This window comes from Natronomonas halophila, assembly GCF_013391085.1.
GTDB lineage: Archaea > Halobacteriota > Halobacteria > Halobacteriales > Haloarculaceae > Natronomonas > Natronomonas halophila.
Genome location: NZ_CP058334.1, coordinates 545,053 through 570,326, shown reverse-complemented (window position 1 = coordinate 570,326; position 25,274 = coordinate 545,053). Strand labels below are relative to the sequence as shown.

Here is a 25,274-nt window from a genome sequence, read left to right as displayed (position 1 = left end):
AGACTCAGTCAGCCGTCGGTTCGGGGTCTGCGGCCTCAGCCGGTTCGATATCCTCGATATCGTCGTCGAGGTACTCGCGGAAGCGCCCCACGACGTTGCGGGCTTCCTCCAGCTCCACGTCGCCGACCGAGCGGATGAGGGCGGCCGCACGGCGGGCACGGGTGCGGCGCCACGATTCCTGTCTGGATTCGTAGGTTCGAATCGCACGCAGGAAGTCCACCCGGGAGAACTCCGGCCAGTAGGGCGTACAGAAGTAGACCGCCGCCTCGTTGCCGTTGGCGTGCCACGGCAGGAAGTTCGAGGTGCGTTCGTCGCCACCGGTTCGGATGATGAGGTCGACCGCACGCGTCGGGTTGGTGGTCAGCCTGCGCTCGATCTCCTCGACACCGACGTCGGCAGGGCCGAGTCGGCCGTCCGCGGCCTCCTCGGCGATGTCACGGGCGACGCCCAGGAGTTCCGCGCGGCCGCCGTAGGCCAGTGCGACGTTCAACTGCAGGTCGTCGTAGTCCGCCGTCCGGGATTCGGCGTAGTCGATGGCCTCGCGGACGCGGGGTGGGAGCCGTTGCGTCTCGCCGATGGCGCGGATACGGACGCGCTCGTCGTGGACCTCCTCGCGGTCGGCGAAGGTTCGGAGTTTGTCGGTTATCAGGTCGAACAGCGCTTCGCGTTCGTCCTCGGGGCGGTTGAAGTTCTCCGTGGAGAAGGCATACAGCGTCAGTTCCTCGACGCCGAGCTCCGAGCACCACTGGAGGATGCTCTCGGTGGTGTCGGCGCCCGCGCGGTGGCCTTCGGTCTTTTCCTCGCCCTGCTTGCGCGCGTATCTCCGGTTACCGTCCTGAATGACGGCGACGTGCGACGGCGCGCCCGAAACCTCGCGTTCGAGGAGCCGTTCGTACGCGCCTTCGAGGAGCCCACGAAGTCGTCTCATATATCGAGGCGAGGCGAGCCAGCCAAATGAGTCTTGTTGGTTCACACTCGGCGCCGTGGCCATGACCCGAAAGACACCTGCTTCACCGACCGGCGCCTACTGAATGGATAGTATGACTCCCGCTAAGAGTGGGTTTCAGGTCGTCTCGAACCGATATCGCTCACAAATGTCAACTGGTATCTACGTACCCATAGGGTTTTTATTTGGGCCCGTCAACGGAATTGATGCAATGGCGAAAGGCGTGGTTGACTTCTTCAACGACACTGGCGGTTACGGTTTCATCGAGACTGACGAAGCTGACGAAGACGTGTTCTTCCACATGGAAGACGTCGGCGGCCCGGACCTCGAAGAGGGGCAAGAGGTCGAATTCGAGATCGAGGAGGCCGAGAAAGGCCCGCGGGCGAAGAACCTCGAACGACTGTAACACCGGCAGTTGAGGCATAGCGGATGAGTTCGGCGCGGTGCGGGCGTTCTCGTCGCGGACCGTGACCTGTATTACCCTCGATAGCGTCTGCTTTACCAATGAGTGACGCTATCGACGAGGACCTTTATGAGCGGACCCGTGCGCTGCTCGAACCCGGAGAGATACAACTGAACGGCGTCATCGTCCGGACCGACCTGACCGGCGACGAAGAGCCGACTCTGCATCAGGCCACGCTGGATATCGGGAACATCATCGCCGAAGCAAGCGGTCTCGACCCGAAGGACACCTACGTCTACTCGGGCAACGACGACGACCGCTTCGGTGTCAACCAGCATCAGGGCCTGACGCTGGACGACGAGGAGTTCGTCTGGGAGTGTCAGCAACTCGCCCGCGACGGCACCTACGATATCGTCTTCTACTACGAGGCCGACGCCGATCAGGAGGTCATCGTCGAGAGCGTCGAGGAACTCGGCTTCGACGCGACGGGCGTCCGCGGTGAGTAAACGACCCTCTCACCGCGAGCACGGTGCTTATTGCCCAGAAACACGGAGACACTTTTAATGAGTGAAACCGCCGGGTTGGACCGAATCGACCGGGCCGTCATCAACGCCTTCCAAGGCGGCTTTCCGGTCGTCGAGGAACCGTTCGGACCGGCCGCCGAGGCGCTCCGCGATCGCGGCATCGAGATTACTGCCGACGAACTGCTGGCCCGCGTGCAGGAACTGGACGAAGAGGGCGTTCTCACGCGGTTCGGTGCCCTCATCAACGCCCAGGAAATCGGCGGTGCGGCGACGCTCGTCGCGATGCACGCCCCCGAAGACCGCTTCGAGGAGGTGGCCGAACAGGTCAACAGCCACCGTGAGGTCGCACACAACTACCGGCGCGAACATCCGCACCTCAACATGTGGTTCGTCGTCTCGGTGGCCGACCCCGACGCCGTCGAGCGCGTGCTGGCCGACATCGAGGAGGAAACGGGTCAGGAGACGTACAACCTCCCGAAACAGCAGGAGTTCCGCGTCGAAGCGAAGTTCCTACTGGACGGTCCCGTTCCCGACGGTGACGTGGACCTCTCGGGGGTCGGTCCCGACGTCGAGTCAGTCCACCGTGACAGTCTGACCCCCGACGAGCGCGACCTCGTCGTCGAGATTCAGGGCGGGCTGCCGATTTCGGCGACGCCCTACGCCGACATCGCCGCGGAGTTGGGCGTCGATACCGAGTGGGTTATCGAGACCATCAAGCGATTCAACGAGGAAGGGAAGGTTCGCCGGGTCGGCGTCATCCCGAACCACTATTCGCTCGGCTACACCGAGAACGGGATGACCGTTTGGAACGTCCCCGACGACCTGGTCGAGGAGGTCGGCCCCGAAGTCGCGGGCCTCGGCTTCGTCACGCATTGTTACGAGCGCCCCCGTCACGAGGGCGTCTGGCCGTACAACTTCTTCGCGATGACCCACGGCCGCTCCGAGGAGGAAAGCCGAGAGCGCATCCAGCAGGTCAAAGAGACGATGGACGAGTACTGGGACGTCGGCGACGACGACTGGGACACGCTGTTTTCCAGCGAAATCCTGAAGAAGACGGGCATCCGCCTCGACGAACGCGCCGAGGCGAACACGGACGGCGAGTGAGCCCATGATTCCCCTCTATCACGATTTTACCGACGAAACCGTCCTCGTCGTCGGCGGCGGCCCCGTCGGCGCACGGAAGGCCCGGCGGTTCGCTCGTGAGGCCGAGGTGGTCGTCGTCTCGCCGGAGTTCCCGGCCGACGACTACGGCGGCGCCGAACGCGTACGCGCCGCACCCGGCCCCGATGAAATCCCGACGTGGTTCGACCGGACCGACCCCGTCCTCGCAGTCGCGGCGACGAACGACGACGCCGTCAACGAAGCGGTCGAATCGGTCGCACAGGAACGCGACGTTCTGGTCAATCGGGCGGACCACTCCGGCGGCCGTGACGTCGGTAGCGTCGTCGTCCCTGCGACGATCCGAGACGGCGACGTCGTGGTCTCGATTTCGACCGGCGGCGCCAGTCCCGCGCTATCGAAGGAACTCCGCAAGCGCATCGAGACCGAACTCGAGGGCGCGGGCGAGATGGCGGAGTTGACCGCTGACCTCCGTGCCGACTTGAAGGCCCGGGACCTCTCGCCGGCCGAGCGCCGGACGGCGGTACGAGCGGTCGTGCAATCCCCGCAGGTTTGGAAGGATTTAGGTACGGGAAGGTCCAAGCGTCAGCGAACAGTAGACGCCGTGGTAGAAGCGGCGTTGGGTGACAACGAGTGACAATTGGAACAGGCATCATCGCGGGAATCAGCGTCTCTCACAGCGATGCGGCCGTCGAGGAGATAGAGGCCGCGTGCGCCGACTCACAGCGCGTGGCAGTCGAATCCCTCCTCGACGAGCCGGGCGTCTCCGAGGCGTTCGTCCTCCAGACGTGCAACCGCGCGGAGGCCTACGTCGTCGCCGAGAGCGAATCGACCGGCCGCGAGGCCCTCGAACGGCATCTCGGCAGCGCGGCCGGCGCCGGCCGTGACCTCGGCCACGAAACGAGCCTTCGACACCTGATGCGTGTGGCCTGTGGGCTCGAATCGCTCGTCCTCGGTGAGGACCAGATTCTCGGACAGGTCCGGGACGCCTACGAGGACGCCCGCGCCGCGGGCGGCATCGGCCCGACGCTGGACGACGCGCTTCTCAAGGCACTCCACGTCGGCGAGCGCGCTCGCAGCGAGACTGCCATCAACGAGGGCGTCGTCTCGCTCGGTTCCGCGGCCGTCCGCCTCGCCAAGAGCGAACGCGACATCGAGGGCGCCACCGCACTCGTCGTCGGTGCCGGCGAGATGGCCACCCTCTCGGCGCAAGCGCTCGCCGAGGAAGTCGACCGCGTCCTCGTCGCCAACCGCACCGTCCCCCACGCCGAACACGTCGTCAAGGAAATCGACGCCGACGGCTCGGCGCTCGGCCTCGATGCCGTCCCCGCGGCCGCGGCCGACGCCGACCTCGTCATCACCGCAACGGGCAGCAACGACCACGTTCTCGACCATGCGGACCTGACCGACGTTGGCGAAACGCTGCTCATCGACCTCGCACAGCCGCGCGACATAGCGCCCGAGGCCGACGACATCGACGGCATCGACGTCCGGGATCTCGATACCCTCCAGTCGGTTACCGACCGGACGCGCGAACAGCGCCGCGAAGCCGCCGAGGCCGTCGAGGCGATGATCGACGACGAGTTCGACCACCTCATCAGCCAGTACAAGCGCAAACGCGCCGACCAGGTCATCGCCGCGATGTACGAAGGCGCCGAGCGCATCAAGGCCCGCGAACTCCGAACTGCCATCTCGAAACTCGAATCCGAAGGTACCGAGGTTGGGGAAGCCGAACGCGAAGTCATCGAATCCATGGCCGACGCGCTCGTCGGCCAACTGCTTTCGGCGCCGACCCAGAGCCTCCGAGACGCCGCCGAAAACGACGACTGGTCGACTATCAACACCGCCCTCCAGCTGTTCGGTTCCAGCCTCCAGCCGGACTCCGCCGAGATTCCCTCCATCCCCGACGGGCCCGAAGAGGTCCCCGAGGAGATGCGTCAGGAGATGCCGGCCCACGTGCTGGAGCAGTTGGGCGCCGAAGACGCTGATTAAATCCCACTTTTGCACCTCCTTCGCGCGCCTGCGGCGCGCTCAGTCAGCGTGGCGGCTCTGCCGCCACGTTATAAGGTCGCGGCGTAGCCGCGACCCAGGGCAAAAACACGGTGAAAATATGCGCGCGCTCCTCCAGTCGCGGCGCTTCCCTTCGGTCAGCGCCGCGGTAGTCGTCGCGCGCTACCGGACGCTCACTTCGTTCGCGTCCGGCGAACCGCCTCGGGGGCCTTCTCCGAAGGCCCCACTCGGCGGATGCTCTCTCTGATGAACTCTTGGTTAGACGCTCCTATTCGTCTTCCCAGTAGTCCACGTCGTCGTCTTGGCGGTAGTACTTCGTGAGCGTTCGTCCGTCCCGGCCGCCGGGCGGTGCCCCGACGAAGACGCCGACCTTCTCCGAATCGGGGTACTTCGTCACATCGGGTTCGTTCATCGTCGAGAAGGCGAGGTATCGGAGCGGTTCTTCGGAGTCGTTCACGACCCTGTGTGCGCCCGATTCGTCGGCCGGGAACGCGACGTAATCGCCCGCACGGAGGTCATGCGTTTCGCCGCCCAGTCGGAGCGTCCCCGTCCCGTCGAGAACGTAGAGGGCTTCCTCGTTGGCGGTGTGATAATGGTACGGCCAGGATTTGCTCTCGGCGGGGAGTTCGTAGAGGCTACAGCCCAACTGCTCGCTATCGGCGGCCTCGCCGAGTTGTTTGCGCTTGAACGTCGTCTCTCCACGCTCGGTCTCCGTCCACTCGATGTCAGGTTCGTGTACGGGGCCCATAGTCGCCAGTCTGGAGCCTCTTTGATAATCCTTGGTCTCAGAGCGTAGCGAACGCCCGCCGGAAACGGCGGGCAGGAAAGACGACCTCCGAGGAAAGCAGTGTCTTAGACGTAGCCTTCGTCTTCGAGTCCGTCCATCAGGTCGTCGACGAGTTCGTCGACGCTGTCGTAGGGGTAGTCGCCCTGACCCGCCGCTTCCTGATTGAGTTCCATCGCCGTGATGGTCTCCTCGCCGACATCGAACGTCGTGCCGGGCCCCTGCGGGAGGGCGGGCACGAGGTCCATCGGGCTGTTGACGGGATAGTCCGCGCCTTCGAACGCTTCCTCGAATTGCTGACGTACTTCGTCTCGGTCTGCCATGATTCATCACGACAATACGGACTGGTGGGATTGGATGTGTCGCCTCTCAATACTGGCTGTTTAAAAACGGGAGCCGTTCACCATTCGTGGCATCCGCCGAGCGGGGCCTTCGGAGGTCTCGTGAGCGAAGCGGGTCTTCCTGAGGGAGTCTCTCGCGCATATTTTCACCAAGCTTTTGCCGGGTCCCGAGTGCAGCGAGGAGCCGTGTAAAAAGTGGAGTTTCTAGTACTGATAGTCCGTCTCGATCTCGCGGCCGGTTTCGGTCATCGCGACGGCGGCCTCGCTGTACTGGAGGACTTTCTGCATGTCACCGTCGATATCGAAGATGCCGGACATCATCCCGTCGATGGGGCCGATATCGCCCCGGTTCAGGTCGACCCAGTCGCTGTAATCGCCGCGATAGACGAAGCCGGCGTCGACGTCGTCGGGGGCGTTGATTTCGCGGGCTTCGGAGCAGGTTCCGTCTTCGAGGGCGATATAGAAGTAGTGGTCTTCGGGGAGTTTGTCGTCGGCACGGATGTGGAAGATGAAATCACCGTTGAAACCGACGCCCCAGCCCTGTCCCTTCTCGGCGTACTCGTCGTTGTCGTTCAGTCGCTCACGCCACTCTTTGATCCACTCGTCGGATGGAAACGGTACGGACATGTTATGTGTCGCCAACCCACACCTCGTAGGTCGGCGATATAAACGTTCGGCCGTGCCGTCCCGCGAACCGCGGAACCGCGTGGGTACGCCATTGGCTCTTAAATAGCCGGGTAAGCCCCCCGCAACGTTTTATTAGATAGCCCAGACAGAGTGAGTAGAGACCCGTGACTACAAGTAACGCGCATGGTCAACCGACCGAAACCGGCGAGTCGACGGCGTCGACAACCTCCAGCGACGGCGTCGTCAGCGCGGCGCTGGTGGGGGCTCTCGTCGGCGGCGCCGTCGGTGGGGTCGCCCTCAACTCCCTCACCGTGTTCCATCTCACGTTCGTCGGTTCCATCGTCGGAATGGGTGGGATGCCGGCGGCCCTCGGTGTCTGGATGGGGTTTGCCGTGGTCTTCGGCCTTCTCTTCGGGGCTATCGCCCAGCCGGCGATCAATTACTACACCGCCGGGACGACGTGGTTGACCGCACGAATCGGACTGCTTCGGCTACTGACCAAGCCGCTGATGAAGCGCTCTGCGCTCGCGACGGCGGCCGGCGGCGTCGGCCTCGTTTACGGCCTCGTCCTCGGCGTCGTCGTCGGGTTCGTCGGCGTGCCGGCCGCCGTCGGCGCCGACGTTCCGCTCGTCAAAACGAACGTCCTCGTCGGCTACGCGGCCTTCGGCCTCGTTTCGGGGACTACCTACGGGCTTGCCCTCGACGGTACGCTCCCGATTCCCTCGTTTTCGTTTATCGGGTCACGGCTCCGAGCCTCCGTGTTCGCGCCGCTTCTGGCGGGTGCGGTTTCGGGTGTCGTCGTCTACAGCCAACAGCCCCTCTATCTCCGGTATCTCTCCTCGCTCGTCGATATCTCGACGCCGACGGCCGGCCTCGGTCTCTGGGTCGGCGTTTCCTTCGCACTCGGTATCGTTTTCGCCGTCATCGCGGGCGGTCACGCGGCCCGCGGTAACAGCACGACCGGCTACGGCGTCGTCTACGGTATCGTCATCGCCGTCTTCGTCGGCCTGTTGGCGGTTCCCGCGGCCGTCACTGCCGGCACCCGATGGACGTTCGGATTCCAGGGCGTTGGGGGCGTTACCCTCGGCGCTTGGGTCCTCTACGGTCTCGTTCTCGGGTCGACGTTCGGTAAAATCGTCAACGGTCGCCCGCTTCGACCGGCGTTCCTCGTCGGCCGGAGTCGCGCGACCGCTACCGCATCGCTCGTTGCGGGCGTCGCCTCCGGCGCTTTCATGCTGTCACAGGCGCCGATTTACCTGCGACTCATCGGCGCACTCGTCGGCTTCGGCGGGACGCCGTACCTCGGCTTCGGCATCTGGCTCGTCGTTTCCGTCCTGCTCGGGCTTGGCTTTGCGGTGTTTCCGGCCCGGCGCATCGAGCGTGAGGACATCGGCGGCCAGACCGGTCTCAAGACCGGTCTCGTCTACGGCTTCCTGCTTGCGGTAGTCGCTGGCGTCTTCGTGATGCCATCGGTCATCAACGGCGGAACGCCCTACCTCATCCCGACGCCGTACACGAACGGCCCGGTGCTCGCTGCCTACCTAGTCTTCGGCCTCGCCCTCGGGGTGGCCTACGACGGCCTTCGCGGCCCCACGCGTGTCACGCCCGGGTTCCTGCAGGGTCGTGGCGTCCCCGTCGTCGGCGGGGCCATCGTCGGCGGCGCCGCGGGCGCGGTCGTCGTCAACGCGGTCAGTCCCGGTGGCGTCTACTTCCTGATTCTCGGCACCATCGTCGGCTCACCGTCCTTCACGACCGGCCTCGCCCTCTGGTTCGGCCTCTCGCTGCTCTTCGGGCTGGTCTTCGTTCCGCTGGCCGCCCGCGTCGTCGAATACCGAGTCGGCATTCCGCGGGGCCTCGCGGTTGGTCTCGCCTACGGTGCCGCCCTCACCGGCGTCATCGGCGTGTTCGCCATCCCCGCCATCGTTCGCTCGCAGGGTATCGCCCTCGACATCCCGCACACCGGCAGCCCCGTCGCGGGCTACTTCGTCTTCGGTACGCTGTTCGGCGGCGCCTACGGCCACCTCCGCAAGCATACCATCACCGGCGAGGAGTTCCCTACCTCGACGGCCATCGGCACCTCCGGTCAGCGCGCCATCGTCTTCGGCTCGCTGTTCGGCGGTGCCGTCGGCGGCCTCGTCGTCCATCACATGGTCGGCCCGGTCGCGATGCGCTATTTCGGCGCATTGGTCGGCTACGGCGGCAGTATGGAAATCGGCTGGATGGTCTGGCTCAGTCTCTCGCTCATCCTCGGAATGGCCTTTGCCGTCGCCGTCGGCCCGCGTCTCAGCCGGTACGCCGACTCGATGGACCAGGTCGCCGAGCACGACGAGGACGTCGATGCCGTCCTCGGCGACTTCCTCGACCGTGCGCCCGTCACGACGGCGGCCACGCTTGCGGGCGTCGTCTACGGCATCGTGCTGGCCATCGCCGTCGGCGCAATCGGGGTCCCGGTGGCGGTCAACATGATGACCCCCTTCGGGATGTTCGTCCCCGAACTCCAGCCGTTCTTCCTGCTGGCCTTCGTCGTCTACGGCCTCATCATGGGCCTCGGCTACGGGGTCGTCAAGGAGTTCTGAAGCCACGTTTCGGGGTTGCAGCATAGCCGCGACCGTATACCGTGGTGACTTCGCCGCCGCCCTGACCGAGCGCATCCGAAGGCAGTGCGAAAAGTGGGTCTGAAAAGTGGGTTTTATCCGGGGGCGCCGGGATACTCCGGCCATGGTAACGGTGCGGGCCCCTGCGACGAGTGCGAACCTGGGGAGTGGCTTCGACGTCTTCGGTGCGGCCCTCGAAAAGCCGGCCGACGTCGTCCGCGTCTCCAAGGCCGACCGCACCACGATCGACATCACGGGCGTCGGCAGCCAGTACATCCCCGAGGACCCCGACAAGAACACCGTCGGGGCCGTTGCGGAGGCGCTGGACGCGCCCGCCCACATAGAAATCGACAAGGGCGTTCGTCCGGCCTCCGGTCTCGGTTCGTCGGCAGCCTCCGCCGCGGCCGCCGCCGTCGGCCTCAACGAACTCTACGACCGCGGTCTCACCCGCGAGGAACTCGTCCCCATCGCCGCCGAGGGCGAGGCGGTCGTTTCCGGCGCGGCCCACTCCGACAACGTCGCACCGTCCATCATGGGCGGCTTTACCATCGCCCGTGAGGACGGCGTCACGCAGGTCGACGCCTCTATCCCACTGGTCACTTGCTTGCCGGAAATCGTCGTCTCGACGCGGGACGCTCGCGAAGTCGTCCCCGACGGCGCTCGCATGGAACAGGTCGTCGAAACCGTCGGCAACGCCGCGACCCTCTCGGTCGGGATGGCTCGCGACGACCCCGACCTCGTTGGCCGCGGTATGACCGACACCATCGTCACGCCCGCCCGCGCGGAACTCATCACGGGCTACGAGGAGGTCCGCGAGGCCGCTTTCGAGGCCGGCGCGACGGGCGTCACCATCTCCGGTGCCGGCCCGACGGTCATCGCCGCCTGCCACGAGGGCGACCGCCGCACCATCGCCAGTGCGATGATCGATACCTTCGAAGAGGAGGGCATCGACGCCCGCGCCTATCAGACGCGCATCGGACAGGGCGCGACTATTTTCTAACGCAGCCACTTTTTGCACGCTCCGACGGTCGCGCCCGCTTTGGGGCGCGACACGCCTCCGCGGTCATCAGATTCCGCAGGAATCTGATGGGCAATCAGACCGCGTCGCGGTCTGATGACGGCAAAAACGTGGGGGAAATATGCGCGCCTCCTTCCAGCCGCTCAGCCTCCCTACGGTCGGCTGAGCGTTAGTCAGTCGGCGCTACCGGGCGCTCGGCCTTCGGCCTCGCGTCCGGGGAACCGCGCTCGCTTCGCTCGCGCGGATGCTTGTGAGAACCTCACGGCATCAATGGTGGGTACCTCCGAAGAGCCAACCGAGTAGCAAGAGCCAACAACGCGGGGTGTCGAGATGAGACTATGATCGGTATCGTCGGCGGCGGCCTCGCGGGACTTTCCGCGGCCTATCGCCTCCAGCAAGCGGGCCACGAGGTACGTGTCTTCGAGGCCAACGACCGCGTCGGCGGCCTTGCGGCCACCTACGAGACCCGCGGGGACCGCATCGAGGCGTTCTATCACCACCTCTCGAAATCCGAACAAACCATCGTCGAGTTGGCCGAGGAACTGGGCCTCGGCGACCGCATCGAGTGGCGCGTCGGCGAGAACGCCTACTACGTCGACGGCGTCGCCCATCCCCTCGACAAACCGTGGGAAATCGCGGCCTACCCGTACCTCTCGCTGTACGACAAGTTCCGGCTGGCGATGTTGACCATGGAGGTCGACGTCCGCAGTGGCATCCCGCGGACCGATACCTACGAGAACCTCGTGGATTTCGAGGACGTTCCCATCAAGGAGTTCCTCATCGAACATACGTCCCGCGGCGTCTACGAGTACTTCTTCGAACCCCTGCTCGACGCCAAGTTCGGCTCGCGCAAGGAGGACGTCTCGGCGGCGTGGCTCCTCGGCCGCGTCAAGTTCCGCGGTGAACGGGACCTCCTGAAGGGCGAGATTCTGGGCTACATCGAGGGCGGATTCGGCGTCCTCGTCGACGAACTGGTCGAGGCTGTCGGCCGCGAGAACATCGAGACGGGGGCCTTCGTTACGGGCCTCGGCTTCGAGGAGAGTGCCGACAGCCGCGGGCCCGTCGAATCGCTTACGGTCGAAACGCGGGCGGAAAACGGTGAGGCGACGAGCGAGACGCACGCCGTCGACGATGTCGTGGTCGCCACGATGCCCGACGTCTTGGAGGACCTGACGGGCTACGAGTGCGATATCGACTTTCAGGGGTCGGTCTGTGCGGTCGTCTCGATGGACGAGCAGTTGATGGACACCTACTGGCTCAATATCGCCGACGAAGCGCCTTTCGGCGCGCTCATCGAACATACGAACTTCATCCCGCCGGAGCGCTACGGTGGCGAACACCTGCTGTACGTTGCCAGTTACGTTCAGGATACCGACGAGGAACTGTGGAAACTCGACGACGAGGGCGTCGAGGAGTTGTGGCTCGACGGTATCGAGGACATGTTCCCTGGGTTCGACCGCGAGGCTGTCAACTGGACGCTCATCGCGCGGAACCCGAAGACGGCGCCCGTCTACGAGCGCGGCTATCTCGACATGGTCATCCCCTACGACCTCTCCGCTGAGGTCGCACCGGGCGTCCACTACGCGGGAATGGCCTCCCGGGCGCAGTACCCCGAGCGGAGCCTCGACGGTGCCATAGAGGCGGGGTATGCGGCCGCCGACCGGATTCTCGACGACGATTACTGAAATCGATTTCAGTAAATCGCCCAACAGAAATGAATTTCAGATTACACTTATTGGGGTGCCAGCCCTGTCTTCACATGTATGAGAGACAGAGACTACGCCCGTCGGTCCGCCGCCTCGCTCGGCGCCTACCTCGCTGTGACGGCCGTCATCCTCGGCGGCTTCCTCGGACTGCTGGTGTTCGCCGCCCATCCCGCGGTGACCACTGCCGCCGTCGTCGGTGCGACGGTCGGCGTCGCGTCGGGGCGAATCGTTCGCAAAGCCCGCCAACTCGCCTGCCGCCTCACCGGTGACTGCCACCGAACCGTGGATGCAGGCCCCGAGACGGCTTAGTCGGCCTTGGCGTCGTCGTCGCTGACGCCCGGCGCATCGGTGACGCTGACCTCGGGTTCGTCGGTATCGCCTCCGACGACCGTCTCGCCCTCGTGGGTTTCGACGTAGACATCGTCGGCAAAGCCCTCGATGGCGTTTTCGTATTCGCCTGCCTCGCGTTTCTCCGGCGTCTTCGGTGCCCCGGCGACGCCGCCGGCCGGCTGGAACTCGCCAAGGGGGTCGTCGATGGTGATACCGTGTTCGGAGAAGAAGTCCTCGTAGCGGCGGTAGTGGTCCTCGAGTTCGTCGCCCGGGAACTCCATCATCTCCGTCCAGCCGTAGTTGAAGAAGTCGAAGTTGGCCTGAATGTGTGTGATTTCGCGGGCTTCGGCCTCGGTGTAGTCCTGCTGGAGGGCGGCGACGTAGGCGTCCATCGTCGCATCGAAGAAATCGTCGAGGTGGTCGCGGCGTTCCTCACGGTGGGCCTCGTCGGCCTTGTCGAGGAAGATTTTCGTGTGGAGTTTGACCAGCGCGTAGTTGGCGGCGCCGCGGATACCGGGCGTCGTCAGCGCCTTCTTCGAGGCCCAGTGTCGTGGGTTCTGCCGGAGTTTCATGTCCCTTCGTACGGGCCAGATGTCCTTGAACCTCCGGTCTGCGGAAGCCGGTATTTCCAGCTGTAACTCTATCGAATCCGTGCTGTACAACAGTAGTGGAATATCCCGAATCGGTTTACAGGTGTCCGTGAACACGCCGCAAGGAGTGTAGAATCCCTACATAGCAATTCACATTAAGCATGGATTCCTACGGCTGGACATGTGTGCGTCCCACGTAATAATCGGTGACGGCATCGCCGGGTCATCGGCAGCCGAAACCATCCGCGAGGCCGACCCGGATGCCGACGTCACCGTCATTACAGAGGAGGGGGAAGCTCTCTACAACCGGATTCTCATCAAGGAGTTCGCCAAGGGCAAACTGCCCGAAGCGCCCGTCTCCATCCACGACCCCGACTGGTACGACGAGCGCGATATCGACCTCCAGCTCAATACCGTCGTCACGAGCGTCGATACCGACGCCCACGAGGTTCACACCTACGAGGGCGACGTCTACGAGTACGATAAACTGCTCGTCGCCACCGGCGGCACCCCGACCCAACTGCCGGTCGACAACAGCGACGCCGAGGGCATTCACCACTTCTGGACCTTCGAGGACGCCCGCGCCATCAAGGAAGACGCCGAAGCCGCCGAAAACGGCGTCATCGTCGGCGCCGGCCTGCTCGGCATCGACCTCGCCGCCATCTGCGGCGCACAGGACGTCGAAGCCCACTATCTGATGCGCGGCAACGCGTGGTGGCGCTACGCCCTCAGCGAGGAGGGCGCCGAAATCATCCACGACGCGCTGCGAGAGAAGAACGTCACGCCCGTCTTCGACTCCGGCGTCGACCACTTCGAGACCGACGACGAGGGCCACATCGAAGCCGCTATCGACCCCAACGGCGAGCGCTTCGACGCCGACTTCGCGGGCGTCGCCATCGGCCTCGACTTCAACACCGAATTCCTCCGGGGCTCCGGCCTCGAAATGGACGACGGAATCGTCGTCGACGAGTACATGCAGACCAACGTCGAGGACGTCTATGCGGCCGGCGACATCACGCAGTTCCACGACGTAATTCTGGGCGAACGCGCCCAGAACGGCGCGTGGGGGTCGGCCAAGGAACAGGGCTCCATCGCCGGCCAGAACATGGTCGCCGACGCCGAAGCCGAACGGTTCGAATGGGTCTCCTCCTATTCGATTACCCACTTCGACTTCCCGTTCCTCTCGTTCGGCCATCCGACGCTGGGCGACGAGTACGTCGAGAAGAAATACGACGAGGGCACCTGGCGCCGCGTCGTCCTCAAGGACGGCAAGGTCATCGGCGGCGTTCTCATCGGCGACCTCGCGCCGCAGTCGGGCCTCAAAAAGCTCGCCCGCCAGCAGGTCGACGTCAGCGACAAGAAGGAACTCCTCCTCGCGGAATCCATCGACGTCGACGCCTTCGAGGAAGCCGCGCCCGCCGAATAAGTCCGGTATCGGCGCCCGTAGTTCGCCCTGCCGTATCCGACGCCCACTATTCTCCCGCCATCCTTGCTCGACGACGCTCGAACGTCCCGGTCTCACACGAGCGCGTGGACGCCCGTTGCATCGCCGTAGTAGACACGGCCCTCGGCGAGCGCGAGGGGATACCCGCCGTGGGACGCCCCCGGTTGTATCGTCCATAGCCGTTCGCCGGTTCTCGTATCGAACGCGTGAAGGACCCCCGATTCGGCGGGTGGCTTCCCGTCCGAGCATTCCGAATCGTCCTCGGAATCCGACGAAACACAGACGCTCGGCGACCCCGGGTCAGCCCCACCAGCTATGACGACAGCGCCGCCGACGGCCGGCGTTCCGAGCATCGCGCCGTCGTATCGCCACCGTTCGGTTCCACGCTTCCGGTCCAGAGCGACGAGTGACCCCTCGGGTGGGTCCGTCGTCGCACGATACGGCGCCGCATAGACACACTCGTCGTCGACGGCGATAGTGCCGATTCCGGCCCAGGTGAACGGCGTCATCCATCGCTCATCAGTGACGGCGAGGTTGTACCGTCTGACGGCCGCGTTCACGTCCAAAAGCCGGTCGCCGTACTGCGGGACGAACAGCGTGTCATCGAGTAGCGTTGCGGAGTACACGTCGGGCCGCCAACTCGACCGTATCGTCTCGGTCACTCGCGGTCGCGTATTTTCGAGCAATCCCCCATCGACCTCCCCAGGAGCGAAAAACCGCACCTGCTCGTTCGTGACCAGGCCCACCCGGCGCTCATCGGCGACGAGGCCCGGATACCGAGCCGTTTCGATTCGCCACCGCTGGCCCCCCGAATCCGAATGTAAGCCGTAGAACCCCCCGTTGCTGGTGACGTACACCGTGCCCTTTGCTTCGTACACCCCTCCTGGGTCTGGTTCCCCGGTGAGGCCCCGCCACACCTCCCGCCCCGACGCGGCATCGAGGGCGACGAGGTCGTCGGCGCTGACGTAGAGTCGGTGGTCGATATACGAGAGTCCGCCGCCGACCCCGGCCCGCCACTGCTCGGTGCCATCCGGCGCGACAGCGACGGTCTCCTCGGTGGAACTCGCGTAGACGTAGTCCGGGCCGACGACGACAGCGGTGACGACGCCGTCGATGGGGACGGACCAATCGGTCGTCGGGCTTTCGGACGGGGGCGAAGCGGCCGAAGCATATCGCGTGTTTCGATGGTCGTACCCCGACGTCGGCCACGTTTCATCGGATGGCTGTACCGGAGTCTCGACCTGACGTTGGGCGGCCTCTCGCGTCCCGCCGGAGACGTCGGAACAGCCCGCAACCGCCAGCGCGCCGACAGCAGCGCCTGTTTGGAGGAATCGTCTGCGGGATTGGGGACTCATACAGGGCCGTTGCATGCTACGCGACTTAAAAGAAGTCGATGCGTCGGGTCCGGCTATTCCACGTAGCGGTATTTCCGCTCGCCCATGCGGCCCCAGCCGTCGAAGACGAACTCCCCGTCGGGCGCGGTGAACTCCTCGACCGAGGAGTCCTCGTCGTAGTTGTGGGCGTCGTGGACGTCCTCGTACTCCTCGAAGGTGAGGTCGTAGCGGTTTTCGAGCTGCTCGTCGATGTTGAGCGCGTCGATTTCGTCGAGCCAGTTCTCCTGGACGGTCTCGACGTGAATCTCGGCCTGCGCGCCGGAGCCATACGAGCCGACGAGCAGGTTCTGCCCGACAGCGTCCTCGCCGGCTTCGGCCAAAGACTTCAGCCCGGAGACGCGGGCGACGTGGACCGAGCCGGTGTACCAGTTGCCGACCTGCCGGGCGATGTCGAGCGTCGGGTCGATGGTCCGGTCGTACCACTCGAGGTAGTGGTCGGTCTCCTTGAGTTCGTCCGTGTAGTCGGCCAGCGCGTCCATGAACGCCTCCTCGTCGTCGAAGGCCTCACGGCGGGGCTGCTTGCCGATATCCTCGGCGAGTTCGTCCTCGATGTCGGTCCCGCGTGTGATGTGACGGTACGCGAGGACGGCCGCCTTCCGGACCATCCCGGGGAAGGGCGTGTGGAACGGCCCGAGTCGGAAGTCGTCGGGGTGGATGGTGCCGCCGACGCGCTCGTAGTCGACCAGCGCCTCGCGCATGCGGGCGAGATAAACCTTCACCGAGCGCTTGCCGTCGACGCTCGGGAACTGCTGTTGGGGCTTGAGGAAGTCCGTCTCGTCGGCGCTGCCGTAGCCCTGCTCAGTCGACAGTTCCACGAGGTTCGGGTCCTCGTCGATGAGCATGGCGACGGCGCCGGCACCCTGCGTCGACTCGCCGGGGTCGTCACGCGCGTAGAGGGCGGTGTCGGTCGCGATGACCAGCGCCGCGCGGCCGCGGTGGCGGTCGGCGCGAATCCAGTTGTACGCGTCGTCGATGCTCTGGGTCCCGGCGACACAGGCGAACTTCCGCTCGCCCTTGTTCGCGTGGTGGAAATTCCCCTCGAAGCGCTGTTCGAGACAGCCGGCGATATACGTCGAGACGGGCTTGGAGTGGTCGAAGGCCGACTCCGTTGCCACGTCGATACGGCCGATATCGTCCGGTTCGAGGCCCTTCCGGTCCATCAGCCGGTGGGCGGCGTTGGCCCCCATCGTGACGATGTCCTCGTAGGTGTCCGGGAAGGAACTGGCGTGGAGACCGAGCCCCTTCGTGTACTTCTCCGGCGAATCGCCCATCGCGGGAGCGAACGTCTCCGCGAGGTCCAGTTTCAGTTTGCCGGTATGGATTTCGATGGCATCGATACCGACCGGTGTATCTGTCATGTATGGGTGGTTGGGAGAGGGATATAAGGGTTTGTCGACGGTAAGTTCGACAGATGTCGAACTATTGATTACGTCGATATCGTGTACTCGCCTTCACTCCCGTCACTGAAGACGAACCGCACCGTGACTTCTTGGCTTCCCATACCGACTCTGTCTTGCCCTCCGCCTGGGGCGTTCTCGTTTCTGAATTGGGTGAGTTCTAACGTTACCTCTCCGCCACTAGAAATTGTGAACTGATTATCTAGCGTTGTCGTCGAGTCTCCGATATCGAGTCTGTTCTGGTATAATCGGGTTCCGCCAGCGGTTCGGAATGTATCCCCCCCGTTCCGATTTTCAACGTATGTGGCATCGGCGGTCGTACTCACCAAAGCGGCCTCGGTGACAGTCGTTCCATCCGAACCTGTATTCTCCATCGTGAACCGAACACCAGAATTGCCGTTATCGAACGTCTCTCCGCTCCCAGACTGGAACTGGAGCCTTTCCGCCATCGTCCGCTCCTTGATCTCGAAAACAAGGACATCGCTATCGTCGCCAGCGGTGACGTAGGTTTCGAATCTATCCCCCACACTGGCGCTACCTGACCCCGCCGCCGTGACGTTCACTTCGACCTGCCCATTAGAATCAGTCTCCTGCGCTCCGGGGAAGCTGAAACTATCGAACGCGTTTGTGTCTCCTGCCACGTGGAGGTCATTACTGACATTCAGTTGCTCTATCGGGTTCCTTGATTCTTGCCCGACAACTTCTACAGTCGTAGTTATCGTCTCATCGGGTTGGATGCCGACCACGGTATCGTCGTTGACCGGTTGGCCATCTGCCTCGGCCCACTCTGTGTCGAAGGTCTTGTTGACACCGGCTTCCCCTGCTTTCGGCGGCACGAACTCAGGATCATCGTTAAGCCCTGCGACAGCACACGAGATACTATAATCGCCAGTAAACGAGAGGTCGACGTGGTTTGACCCGTTTTGCAATGCCGTCACGCCGTTCTGTCCCTCCAAAATCTCATCGTTCCAGACTCCCGCGGAGAACTGAGTCGGAAGCGTGATTGTCGGGTCCGTCACTTTCCCTGGTTTTCGGTACCTATGAGACCCGTTGATGTTGAGGCTGTACGTGCCACCTTTCGTTTCCGAGACCGACCCGTTCAACAGCAACAAGTCGATATTGTCGTTTCTAACGAGTCGCTGTTCCCCGTAGACGGCTCCATCCCGATAGGTCCTCGCGGAGAACATGTTCTCGTACGTAATCGACTGAGCGTTCTGGAACTCGTTGTAGCCCGGCGAATACACTAACGACCGCGAAGTCGCGGCTTGGCCGCAAACATCGGCCGTGATTTCTTGTCCGCTACCGTCGGCGACCGTGACATCCCTCGCGGCAGTCGTTCGAAGTTGCCCATCTACTGGTGGTGGGTTCAGGGCAATAAGCCGAGAGGGGTAACGCATGCCGAGGTCGATCCTCACCGCCCGCTCGGTGTCGCTTTCTATCGCGTTGACGATGTTAGTGTGGAGACTAGTGAACTGATTTTCGACATCCTGGAAGTGTTCGAACTCGACGTCGCTGTTCTGATTCGGGACGACGACGGCCTGATAGCCCGTAAAGGCGATGACGAGAAACCCAAACAGAAGAATAGAACCGATTAGGACGGACTGCCCACGTTCGTCGTCCCCGGATACCATACCGCGAAATGGCACCTCGGGAATAAAAGCGTACTCCCTACTCGTCCTCGTCGATAACTTCGGGGTCCGCAAGCGCGGTTGCCAGCGAGTCCAGACCGTTGACCCACTCGGCGACGAGGCCGTATTCGATTTCCTCGGCGACGTCCATGTCGAGTTCCTCGCCCGCGAACAGGAGCGTCCCAGCCTGTGCGCAGTAGGCGAGGGCAGTGTCGGCGTCGTCTTCGGCTTCGGCGTCGGCCGCGGCGCGGATGTAGTCCACGACGGTGCCTTCCTCGGTGGGTCCCCCAGCGATGTACTCCTCGGCGGCGTAGAAGACACAGACCAGCGAAGTCTGAACGCCGTCGACCAGCATGAGTTTCTCCTCGTCGTCGAAGTCGACTTCCGAGAGAACGATATCTCGAATGCGGGCGAGTTCCTCGACGGCGGCCTCCTCGTCGAGTTCGCCGTCCTCGTAGTCGGTGACGATTTTCGCGATGGCGATGGCCGCGTCGTCCTGCAGGTTCAAAAGCAGGCGCGCCGACTCCTCGTCCTCGGGGTCGATTTCTTCTTCTCGAAGCCGGTCGAGCCAGTTGTTCCACCGTTCTTCAGTGTAATACTCGCTGGGGGGATTGCTCATGCTGGAAGGTGTGCTGGATGGGGGATATGCCTTTTCCTTGTCCTACCGAACGCTAACTGTGCGCACTCCGTATACCAACCGTTGTAGTCTTTTACTGGATATCGTCGACGCGTACGGACGATACCCAGGAAACCGTTACAACGGTCCGTCTCAGTCCTCGCTGCGAGCGGGCCGCCCGAGTTCCTGCTCGACGGCCTCTACTTTTTCACGCGCGCGCTGGTCGCGGGTCCGCTTGTCGTCGATTTTCAGGAACGTGCTGACGCGGTCGCCGTCGACGGCTTTGTGGGCCGCGCCGACCGCCGCAAGCAGGGTGTCGATGTCGTCGGCCTCGATGACCGTCCCCATCGGGTTCGTCTCGTAGGCAACGTCGTAGTCATCGAGTGCTTCGACGGCCTTGGCGACCTCGCGTGCCATACTGTCTTCGATGACCGGTGCGACGCTGAGTAGTGCAACGACAGCCATACCGGATGTTGGCGCCCGAACGTGTTATAAGCGCATGACGGCCGCGCAGCCAGCCTCCGTGCGGCTTCCCGCCGGTAAATCACTTATGAGACGCGCCTGACCACTTGGATATGAGCTCCGACACGGAACGGATTCGACGCCATACCATCGACGCCAACGGCATCTCATTCGAGTGTCTTCGCGTGGGCGACGGCGACCGACTCGCGCTGTGTCTCCACGGCTTCCCGGACGATGCCGGGTCGATGGTGCCCATAATGTTGAACCTCGCCGACGCGGGCTATACGGCCGTCGCGCCCTACATGCGCGGCTACGGCCCCACCGACCCCGCGCCTGACGGCGACTACTCGGCGACCGCGCTCGGACGGGACGCCGTCGCGCTCAAGACCGCGCTCTCTGAGCGGTTCGACGTCGATGACGCGTATCTCGTCGGCCACGACTGGGGCGCGGTCGCCGCCTACGCCGCCGACCGCGTCGACCCCGATGCGTTCGAGCGGATGGCGACGATGGCCGTCCCGCCCGGTTTCGACGCCCTCCTGCAGAAACACCCCAGACAGCTCCTGCGCAGCTGGTACATGTGGTTCTTCCAGGTGCCCGACGTCCCCGAGCGGGCGCTCCGCTGGCGGGACTTCGCGCTCGTCGAGTTCCTCTGGGGAACCTGGAGTCCGAACTGGGACTACTCCGACACCCGTATCGACGAGGTCAAAGAGACCTTCCGCGCGGAGGGCACTGTTGAGGCCGCCCTCCAGTACTACCGGGATATCGTTGGGTCGTCCATCTCCTCGCTCATCCGCGGAGACTGGCCTTCCATCGACGAGGTACCGCCGATTCGAACGCCGACGCTCGTCCTCGCGGGCGAACAGGACGGCTGTATCGGCCCCGACCTCTTCGAGCACGCCGACGAAATCATCGACGATTGTCGCATTGCGCGCGTGCGCGGTACAGGTCACTTTATGCAGCAAGAAAAACCGGCGGTGGTGAGCGAAGAGATCGTCGGCTTCTTCGAGGTTTCGTAATCACGTCTTGGAGTTAGGGAGAAACAAGGCTACTGACGTTGAAATCAGAGAAAGTGCGTCGGCGGGGATTTGAACCCCGGTTGTGACCATGGCAAGGTCACGTGATACCACTACACTACCGACGCGCCCTGTCTGCACTCATTCGTACAGGGGTAGTAAGTAAAAGGCTTGCGGAACCGCCGCCGTGTGGGGGTTCTCCCATCGGTAACCCGTCCCACCCGAGACGGCTGTGAACGGCCCGCACGACTGCTGCATACCGCGAATCTTTTAAGGATGGGTTCGGTAGAATCGCTACAGTCTAGTGAGCGGACACGGAAGCGTTACGGCATGACACGCAGCGTGCTCGTGCCGTCGTCGTTGACCCGGGAAGCCGAGGACAAACGCGAGGCGACTCGCAAACTCGGTTACGTCGCACGCGCGGCGGTCATCTTCCGGGTCGACCGACTCATCGTCTTCCCCGACGGGGACGGCGAAACGGGTCGGTTCGGCGACGGGTTCGTCAGCACAGTGCTGGAATACGCCGCCACAGCCCCCTACCTCCGAAAGGAAGTATGGGACAGGCGGGACGAACTGGAGTACGCCGGCATCCTGCCGCCGCTCCACGTGCGTTCACAGACCGGCTCCGGATCGGACGGTTCGGGGTCGTTAAGACAGGGAATCGTGACCGAGGTCGGACCTGACGGACGCGTCCGGGTCAATTGCGGAATGCAACACCCGATCTCCCTTCCTGCTCCCTCCGGGGAGTACGAAGAGGGGGAGCGCGTCACCATCAGGGTCTCTTCGCGACGGCCGGTCCGCGCAAAAATCGTCGACGAAGTCCCACCGGGCTTCGACGTCGAGCGCGCGACCATCGACGACGCCCTCACACGAGCCGACGCTGGCACGCGTATCGCCGCGTCGCGACACGGTGAGGAGTTGACGGTCGACCGTCTCGACCAACTGGTCGAACGGACGACCACCGACGGCATGACGGTCGTCTTCGGCGCCCCCGAACGGGGCCTGCCGGAGATACTCGACTGCGAGCCGGGCGAGGAGGCACGAAGCGACGAACCCACTGCGCGGTTCGACCTTTGGCTCAATACGGTTCCGAACCAGGGTAGTGAGGTCGTGCGAACGGAGGAAGCTCTGTTCGCGACCCTCGCGCCCCTCACACTGGAGTGAGATAAATGCCACAACCAAGCAGACCACGCAAAGGCTCGATGGGCTTCAGCCCCCGCAGCCGTGCGGCCAGTGAAGTTCCGCGCTTCAATTCCTGGCCGGACGACGAGGGACAGCCCGGGCTCCAAGGTTTCGCCGGTTACAAGGCCGGAATGAGCCACGTCGTGTCGATTAACGACGAGCCCAACTCCCCCCGAGAGGGTCAGGAGCAGACCGTCCCGGTGACCGTCGTCGAGACGCCACCGATGCGGGCTGTCGCCGTTCGAGCTTACGAAGACACACCGTACGGACAGCGCCCCCTGACCGAGGCGTGGACCGACGACGTCCACGAGGACCTCGAGCGGGCCCTGTCCGTCCCACAAGAACAGTCCGGCGACGCTGAAAACGAAATCCGAGAGGCGCTCAACGCGGGCGACCTCGCTGACCTGCGGGTTATCACGCACACCGTCCCCCGCGGGCTTTCCAGCGTCCCGAAGAAACGTCCCGACGTGATGGAGACACGCGTCGGCGGCGGCTCCGTCGAGGACCGACTCGAGTTCGCGCTCGACCTCCTCGATGAGGGCGGGGAACACGCCGTTACCGACGTGTTCCGCGCCGGCGAGTACGCCGACGTCGCGGGCGTCACGAAGGGCAAAGGCACGCAGGGCCCCGTCAAGCGATGGGGCGTCCAGAAGCGGAAGGGCAAACACGCCCGTCAGGGCTGGCGCCGACGCATCGGCAACCTCGGCCCCTGGAACCCCTCGCGTGTCCGGTCGACCGTGCCCCAGCAGGGCCAGACCGGCTACCACCAGCGGACCGAACTCAACAAGCGCCTCCTCGACCTCGGCGACGACGACGTCACCCCCGACGGTGGCTTCGTCAACTACGGCGAGGTCGACGGCGCCTACACGCTGGTGAAGGGCTCGGTGCCCGGGCCGAACAAGCGCCTCGTGCGCTTCCGGCCGGCTGTCCGCCCCGCGGACCAGCCGCGCCTCGACCCGGAAATCCGGTACGTCTCCACCGCCTCCAACCAGGGATAAATCATGAAGGCAATAGTACGCGACCTGGACGGCGACGACGCGGGCGAAGTCGAGCTTCCGGACGTCTTCGAGACGACCTTCCGGCCCGACCTCATCAAGCGCGCAGTCCTCGCCGCTCAGGCCAATCGAATTCAGGAAACCGGTACAGACGAGTACGCGGGTCTTCGAACGCCGGCGGAATCCCCCGGCTCCGGCCGCGGGATGGCGCACGTCCCCCGACAGAACGGGCGTGCCCGGGAGGTGCCGCAGGCCGTCTCCGGTCGTGCGGCCCACCCGCCGAAGGCAGAGAAGGACCGTGGACTCGATATCAACACCAAAGAGCGCAAACTCGCCGTCCGCAGCGCCATCGCGGCAACCGCCGACGGCGACCTCGTCGAAGAACGCGGTCACGCGTTCGATGAGGACGTCGAAATCCCGCTCGTCGTGAGCGACGATTTCGAGGACCTCCAGAAGACGCAGGACGCAGTCGACGTTCTCGAAGCCCTCGGTGTCTACGACGACATCGAGCGCGCTGAGGACGGCAAATCGGTTCGTGCCGGCCGCGGGACGACCCGTGGACGGAAGTACACGCAGCCGAAGTCCGTGCTCGTCGTCACCTCCGAGGAACCGTCGCTGGCCGCCCGCAACCTCGCGGGCGCCGACGTCGCGACCGCCGACGAGGTCAACGCCGAGGACCTGGCGCCCGGTACGGCGCCCGGTCGACTCACGCTGTGGACCGAATCCGCGCTCGAGGAGGTGGCCGAACGATGACGCTGAAGCATCCGCTGGTCACCGAGAAGGCCATGAACGCCATGGACTTCGAGAACAAACTGCAGTTCATCTGTTCGCTGGACGCGTCCAAAGGCGACATCGCCGACGCCGTCGAGTCGCAGTTCGACGTCGAGGTCGCTGACGTGAACACGCAGAACACGATGAACGGCGAGAAGAAAGCCACCGTGAAGCTCTCGGAGAGCGACGACGCGCAGGAAGTCGCCTCCCGGATCGGGGTGTTCTAACAATGGGACGCAGAATCCTTGGCCAACGACGCGGTCGCGGTACCTCCACGTTCCGTGCCCCGTCGCACCGCTACAAGGCAGACCTCTCGCACCGCACGCTCGAAGACGACGACATCGTCACTGGCGAAGTCGTCGACATCGAACACGACCCTGCACGGTCGGCACCGCTGGCCGACGTGCAGTTCGACGACGGCGACCGCCGCCTCGTCCTCGCGCCGGAGGGTATCACCGTCGGCGACGAGATTCAGGTCGGCGTCTCCGCCGAAATCGCACCGGGTAACACGATGCCCCTCGCGGAAATCCCCGAGGGTGTTCCGGTGTGTAACGTCGAACGACAGCCCGGCGACGGTGGGAAGTTCGCACGCGCCTCCGGCGTGTCCGCGACGCTTCTCACCCATGACCGCAACGCTGCGGTCGTTCAGTTGCCGAGCGGCGAGATGCGCCGCCTGTCCCCGGAATGCCGCGCCACCATCGGCGTGGTCGCCGGTGGCGGTCGGACGGAGAAGCCGTTCGTCAAGGCCGGTAACAAGCATCACAAGATGAAATCGCGCGGCGGCAAATGGCCGCGCGTCCGTGGTGTCGCGATGAACGCCGTCGACCACCCCTTCGGTGGCGGCGGCCGACAGCACCCCGGCAAACCCAAAAGCGTCTCCCGAGACACGCCGCCGGGCCGTAAGGTGGGCGACATCGCCTCCAAGCGGACCGGCCGTGGTGGCAAAGGAGGGAAAGAATGAGCTCGGAATACCAGATCGGCCACGAAGGTGAGTTCACCTACCGTGGTCACACGCTCGACGAGCTGCAGGAGATGGAGCTCGACGAGGTTGCGGAACTGCTTCCCGCGCGACAGCGGCGAACCATCAAGCGGGGCCTCTCGACGGAGCAGGAGAAGCTTCTCGACGAGGCACGCGAGGCCGAAGAGGAAGAGACGGCGAACAACCCGATTCGAACCCACCTGCGGAATATGCCGATTCTGCCGGAGTTCGTCGGGCTGACGTTCGCGGTCCACACGGGCCAGAGCTTCGAACGCGTCGAGATCGAACCCGAAATGCTCGGGCACTATCTCGGCGAGTTCCAGCTCACCCGGTCCTCGGTCGAACACGGCCAAGCAGGCATCGGGGCCACTCGCTCCTCGAAGTTCGTACCGCTCAAATAA

27 protein-coding genes and 1 tRNA gene are annotated in these 25,274 nt (G+C 64.2%); 17 read left to right on the top strand and 11 right to left on the bottom strand.

The features are described 5' to 3' along the window. Positions 1-4 precede the first annotated feature (4 nt). A complete protein-coding gene (gene uppS, locus HWV23_RS03155; RefSeq protein WP_178288973.1) occupies positions 5-928 on the bottom strand; it encodes a polyprenyl diphosphate synthase in 924 nt (307 codons plus the stop codon). A 229-nt stretch (positions 929-1,157) separates the two neighbouring features. On the opposite strand from uppS, the gene HWV23_RS03150 reads away from it, so the two are divergent. From HWV23_RS03150 to hemA, 5 genes are all read left to right on the top strand, one after another. Next, positions 1,158-1,352, top strand: a complete 195-nt coding sequence (locus tag HWV23_RS03150) for a cold-shock protein (RefSeq protein ID WP_178288972.1) — start codon at positions 1,158-1,160, stop codon at positions 1,350-1,352. Between the two features lie 98 nt (positions 1,353-1,450). Next, entirely contained in the window at positions 1,451-1,855 is a 405-nt protein-coding gene (locus HWV23_RS03145; RefSeq protein WP_178288971.1) for a DUF5778 family protein, read from the top strand. A 57-nt stretch (positions 1,856-1,912) separates the two neighbouring features. Beyond that, complete coding sequence (ahbB, locus tag HWV23_RS03140) at positions 1,913-2,977, top strand: siroheme decarboxylase subunit beta (protein ID WP_178288970.1); 1,065 nt, start codon at positions 1,913-1,915, stop codon at positions 2,975-2,977. 4 nt (positions 2,978-2,981) lie between these two features. Further along, a complete protein-coding gene (locus HWV23_RS03135) occupies positions 2,982-3,629 on the top strand; it encodes a precorrin-2 dehydrogenase/sirohydrochlorin ferrochelatase family protein (protein ID WP_178288969.1) in 648 nt (215 codons plus the stop codon). After that, entirely contained in the window at positions 3,626-4,984 is a 1,359-nt protein-coding gene (gene hemA / locus HWV23_RS03130; RefSeq protein WP_178288968.1) for a glutamyl-tRNA reductase, read from the top strand. The genes HWV23_RS03135 and hemA overlap by 4 nt, the downstream gene beginning before the upstream one ends. Before the next feature lie 286 nt (positions 4,985-5,270). On the opposite strand, the gene HWV23_RS03125 is transcribed toward hemA, so the two are convergent. The 3 genes from HWV23_RS03125 to HWV23_RS03115 all read right to left on the bottom strand — a co-directional run bounded on the left by HWV23_RS03125 (position 5,271) and on the right by HWV23_RS03115 (position 6,754). After that, on the bottom strand, positions 5,271-5,750 hold the full coding sequence (locus tag HWV23_RS03125; protein WP_178288967.1) for a cupin domain-containing protein: 480 nt from the start codon (positions 5,748-5,750) through the stop codon (positions 5,271-5,273). Between the two features lie 104 nt (positions 5,751-5,854). Continuing rightward, the gene (locus HWV23_RS03120) at positions 5,855-6,109 is read right to left on the bottom strand and encodes an MTH865 family protein (RefSeq protein WP_178288966.1); all 255 of its coding nucleotides are present in this window, start codon (positions 6,107-6,109) and stop codon (positions 5,855-5,857) included. 222 nt (positions 6,110-6,331) lie between these two features. Beyond that, on the bottom strand, positions 6,332-6,754 hold the full coding sequence (locus tag HWV23_RS03115) for an SCP2 sterol-binding domain-containing protein (RefSeq protein ID WP_178288965.1): 423 nt from the start codon (positions 6,752-6,754) through the stop codon (positions 6,332-6,334). A 164-nt stretch (positions 6,755-6,918) separates the two neighbouring features. On the opposite strand from HWV23_RS03115, the gene HWV23_RS03110 reads away from it, so the two are divergent. The 4 genes from HWV23_RS03110 (at position 6,919) to HWV23_RS03095 (ending at position 12,381) form a co-directional block, all read left to right on the top strand. Beyond that, positions 6,919-9,330, top strand: a complete 2,412-nt coding sequence (locus HWV23_RS03110; protein WP_178288964.1) for a hypothetical protein — start codon at positions 6,919-6,921, stop codon at positions 9,328-9,330. Between the two features lie 142 nt (positions 9,331-9,472). Continuing rightward, on the top strand, positions 9,473-10,348 hold the full coding sequence (locus HWV23_RS03105; protein ID WP_178288963.1) for a homoserine kinase: 876 nt from the start codon (positions 9,473-9,475) through the stop codon (positions 10,346-10,348). 356 nt (positions 10,349-10,704) lie between these two features. Further along, positions 10,705-12,051 (top strand): NAD(P)/FAD-dependent oxidoreductase, encoded by a 1,347-nt coding sequence (locus HWV23_RS03100; RefSeq protein WP_178288962.1) that lies wholly within the window; start codon positions 10,705-10,707, stop codon positions 12,049-12,051. 78 nt (positions 12,052-12,129) lie between these two features. Further along, positions 12,130-12,381, top strand: a complete 252-nt coding sequence (locus HWV23_RS03095) for a hypothetical protein (protein WP_178288961.1) — start codon at positions 12,130-12,132, stop codon at positions 12,379-12,381. On the opposite strand, the gene HWV23_RS03090 is transcribed toward HWV23_RS03095, so the two are convergent. After that, positions 12,378-12,974: a DUF6149 family protein gene (locus tag HWV23_RS03090; protein ID WP_178288960.1), complete on the bottom strand. Its 597-nt coding sequence runs from the start codon at positions 12,972-12,974 to the stop codon at positions 12,378-12,380. The two genes, HWV23_RS03095 and HWV23_RS03090, sit on opposite strands and share 4 nt — an antisense overlap. Before the next feature lie 199 nt (positions 12,975-13,173). Here HWV23_RS03090 and HWV23_RS03085 point away from each other — a divergent pair, with 199 nt between their 5' ends. Then, positions 13,174-14,418 carry an NAD(P)/FAD-dependent oxidoreductase gene (locus tag HWV23_RS03085; protein ID WP_178288959.1) on the top strand — a complete coding sequence of 415 codons (1,245 nt, stop codon included), beginning with the start codon at positions 13,174-13,176 and terminating at the stop codon, positions 14,416-14,418. A gap of 92 nt (positions 14,419-14,510) precedes the next feature. Here HWV23_RS03085 and HWV23_RS03080 read toward each other — a convergent pair whose 3' ends face one another. The 5 genes from HWV23_RS03080 to HWV23_RS03060 all read right to left on the bottom strand — a co-directional run bounded on the left by HWV23_RS03080 (position 14,511) and on the right by HWV23_RS03060 (position 19,936). Further along, positions 14,511-15,791, bottom strand: a complete 1,281-nt coding sequence (locus HWV23_RS03080; RefSeq protein ID WP_178288958.1) for an outer membrane protein assembly factor BamB family protein — start codon at positions 15,789-15,791, stop codon at positions 14,511-14,513. A 53-nt stretch (positions 15,792-15,844) separates the two neighbouring features. Then, positions 15,845-17,188 (bottom strand): hydroxymethylglutaryl-CoA synthase, encoded by a 1,344-nt coding sequence (hmgB, locus tag HWV23_RS03075; protein WP_178288957.1) that lies wholly within the window; start codon positions 17,186-17,188, stop codon positions 15,845-15,847. 68 nt (positions 17,189-17,256) lie between these two features. Then, entirely contained in the window at positions 17,257-18,858 is a 1,602-nt protein-coding gene (locus HWV23_RS03070; RefSeq protein WP_178288956.1) for a hypothetical protein, read from the bottom strand. Positions 18,859-18,895: 37 nt separating this feature from the next. Continuing rightward, positions 18,896-19,474 carry a DUF2150 family protein gene (locus HWV23_RS03065; RefSeq protein ID WP_178288955.1) on the bottom strand — a complete coding sequence of 193 codons (579 nt, stop codon included), beginning with the start codon at positions 19,472-19,474 and terminating at the stop codon, positions 18,896-18,898. Positions 19,475-19,624: 150 nt separating this feature from the next. Next, positions 19,625-19,936 carry an MTH1187 family thiamine-binding protein gene (locus HWV23_RS03060; protein ID WP_178288954.1) on the bottom strand — a complete coding sequence of 104 codons (312 nt, stop codon included), beginning with the start codon at positions 19,934-19,936 and terminating at the stop codon, positions 19,625-19,627. A 110-nt stretch (positions 19,937-20,046) separates the two neighbouring features. Between HWV23_RS03060 and HWV23_RS03055 the strand changes: the two genes are divergently transcribed. Then, on the top strand, positions 20,047-20,949 hold the full coding sequence (locus HWV23_RS03055) for an alpha/beta fold hydrolase (protein ID WP_178288953.1): 903 nt from the start codon (positions 20,047-20,049) through the stop codon (positions 20,947-20,949). A 54-nt stretch (positions 20,950-21,003) separates the two neighbouring features. Here HWV23_RS03055 and HWV23_RS03050 read toward each other — a convergent pair. Beyond that, positions 21,004-21,074, bottom strand: a tRNA-Gly gene (locus HWV23_RS03050). 202 nt (positions 21,075-21,276) lie between these two features. Between HWV23_RS03050 and HWV23_RS03045 the strand changes: the two genes are divergently transcribed. Genes HWV23_RS03045 through HWV23_RS03020 form a run of 6 tightly spaced genes read left to right on the top strand, consistent with a single transcriptional unit; the run spans position 21,277 to position 25,274 of the window. After that, complete coding sequence (locus HWV23_RS03045; protein ID WP_178288952.1) at positions 21,277-22,110, top strand: putative RNA uridine N3 methyltransferase; 834 nt, start codon at positions 21,277-21,279, stop codon at positions 22,108-22,110. A 5-nt stretch (positions 22,111-22,115) separates the two neighbouring features. Continuing rightward, positions 22,116-23,126, top strand: a complete 1,011-nt coding sequence (locus tag HWV23_RS03040) for a 50S ribosomal protein L3 (RefSeq protein WP_178288951.1) — start codon at positions 22,116-22,118, stop codon at positions 23,124-23,126. A 3-nt stretch (positions 23,127-23,129) separates the two neighbouring features. Next, positions 23,130-23,876, top strand: a complete 747-nt coding sequence (gene rpl4p / locus HWV23_RS03035; protein ID WP_178288950.1) for a 50S ribosomal protein L4 — start codon at positions 23,130-23,132, stop codon at positions 23,874-23,876. Then, positions 23,873-24,121, top strand: a complete 249-nt coding sequence (locus HWV23_RS03030) for a 50S ribosomal protein L23 (RefSeq protein WP_178288949.1) — start codon at positions 23,873-23,875, stop codon at positions 24,119-24,121. Before rpl4p ends, HWV23_RS03030 begins: the two co-directional genes overlap by 4 nt. Positions 24,122-24,123: 2 nt before the next feature. Further along, positions 24,124-24,855 (top strand): 50S ribosomal protein L2, encoded by a 732-nt coding sequence (locus HWV23_RS03025; protein WP_178288948.1) that lies wholly within the window; start codon positions 24,124-24,126, stop codon positions 24,853-24,855. Continuing rightward, complete coding sequence (locus HWV23_RS03020; protein ID WP_178288947.1) at positions 24,852-25,274, top strand: 30S ribosomal protein S19; 423 nt, start codon at positions 24,852-24,854, stop codon at positions 25,272-25,274. Before HWV23_RS03025 ends, HWV23_RS03020 begins: the two co-directional genes overlap by 4 nt.

Excerpts from the sequence above, each read along its gene's own strand:
- uppS (WP_178288973.1), bottom strand. The coding sequence starts at position 928 with ATGAGACGACTTCGTGGGCTCCTCGAAGGCGCGTACGAACGGCTCCTC.
- HWV23_RS03150 (WP_178288972.1), top strand. The coding sequence starts at position 1,158 with ATGGCGAAAGGCGTGGTTGACTTCTTCAACGACACTGGCGGTTACGGT.
- HWV23_RS03145 (WP_178288971.1), top strand. The coding sequence starts at position 1,451 with ATGAGTGACGCTATCGACGAGGACCTTTATGAGCGGACCCGTGCGCTG.
- ahbB (WP_178288970.1), top strand. The coding sequence starts at position 1,913 with ATGAGTGAAACCGCCGGGTTGGACCGAATCGACCGGGCCGTCATCAAC.
- HWV23_RS03135 (WP_178288969.1), top strand. The coding sequence starts at position 2,982 with ATGATTCCCCTCTATCACGATTTTACCGACGAAACCGTCCTCGTCGTC.
- HWV23_RS03125 (WP_178288967.1), bottom strand. The coding sequence starts at position 5,750 with ATGGGCCCCGTACACGAACCTGACATCGAGTGGACGGAGACCGAGCGT.
- HWV23_RS03120 (WP_178288966.1), bottom strand. The coding sequence starts at position 6,109 with ATGGCAGACCGAGACGAAGTACGTCAGCAATTCGAGGAAGCGTTCGAA.
- HWV23_RS03115 (WP_178288965.1), bottom strand. The coding sequence starts at position 6,754 with ATGTCCGTACCGTTTCCATCCGACGAGTGGATCAAAGAGTGGCGTGAG.
- HWV23_RS03105 (WP_178288963.1), top strand. The coding sequence starts at position 9,473 with ATGGTAACGGTGCGGGCCCCTGCGACGAGTGCGAACCTGGGGAGTGGC.
- HWV23_RS03100 (WP_178288962.1), top strand. The coding sequence starts at position 10,705 with ATGATCGGTATCGTCGGCGGCGGCCTCGCGGGACTTTCCGCGGCCTAT.
- HWV23_RS03095 (WP_178288961.1), top strand. The coding sequence starts at position 12,130 with ATGAGAGACAGAGACTACGCCCGTCGGTCCGCCGCCTCGCTCGGCGCC.
- HWV23_RS03090 (WP_178288960.1), bottom strand. The coding sequence starts at position 12,974 with ATGAAACTCCGGCAGAACCCACGACACTGGGCCTCGAAGAAGGCGCTG.
- HWV23_RS03085 (WP_178288959.1), top strand. The coding sequence starts at position 13,174 with ATGTGTGCGTCCCACGTAATAATCGGTGACGGCATCGCCGGGTCATCG.
- HWV23_RS03080 (WP_178288958.1), bottom strand. The coding sequence starts at position 15,791 with ATGAGTCCCCAATCCCGCAGACGATTCCTCCAAACAGGCGCTGCTGTC.
- hmgB (WP_178288957.1), bottom strand. The coding sequence starts at position 17,188 with ATGACAGATACACCGGTCGGTATCGATGCCATCGAAATCCATACCGGC.
- HWV23_RS03070 (WP_178288956.1), bottom strand. The coding sequence starts at position 18,858 with ATGGTATCCGGGGACGACGAACGTGGGCAGTCCGTCCTAATCGGTTCT.
- HWV23_RS03065 (WP_178288955.1), bottom strand. The coding sequence starts at position 19,474 with ATGAGCAATCCCCCCAGCGAGTATTACACTGAAGAACGGTGGAACAAC.
- HWV23_RS03060 (WP_178288954.1), bottom strand. The coding sequence starts at position 19,936 with ATGGCTGTCGTTGCACTACTCAGCGTCGCACCGGTCATCGAAGACAGT.
- HWV23_RS03055 (WP_178288953.1), top strand. The coding sequence starts at position 20,047 with ATGAGCTCCGACACGGAACGGATTCGACGCCATACCATCGACGCCAAC.
- HWV23_RS03045 (WP_178288952.1), top strand. The coding sequence starts at position 21,277 with ATGACACGCAGCGTGCTCGTGCCGTCGTCGTTGACCCGGGAAGCCGAG.
- HWV23_RS03040 (WP_178288951.1), top strand. The coding sequence starts at position 22,116 with ATGCCACAACCAAGCAGACCACGCAAAGGCTCGATGGGCTTCAGCCCC.
- rpl4p (WP_178288950.1), top strand. The coding sequence starts at position 23,130 with ATGAAGGCAATAGTACGCGACCTGGACGGCGACGACGCGGGCGAAGTC.
- HWV23_RS03030 (WP_178288949.1), top strand. The coding sequence starts at position 23,873 with ATGACGCTGAAGCATCCGCTGGTCACCGAGAAGGCCATGAACGCCATG.
- HWV23_RS03025 (WP_178288948.1), top strand. The coding sequence starts at position 24,124 with ATGGGACGCAGAATCCTTGGCCAACGACGCGGTCGCGGTACCTCCACG.
- HWV23_RS03020 (WP_178288947.1), top strand. The coding sequence starts at position 24,852 with ATGAGCTCGGAATACCAGATCGGCCACGAAGGTGAGTTCACCTACCGT.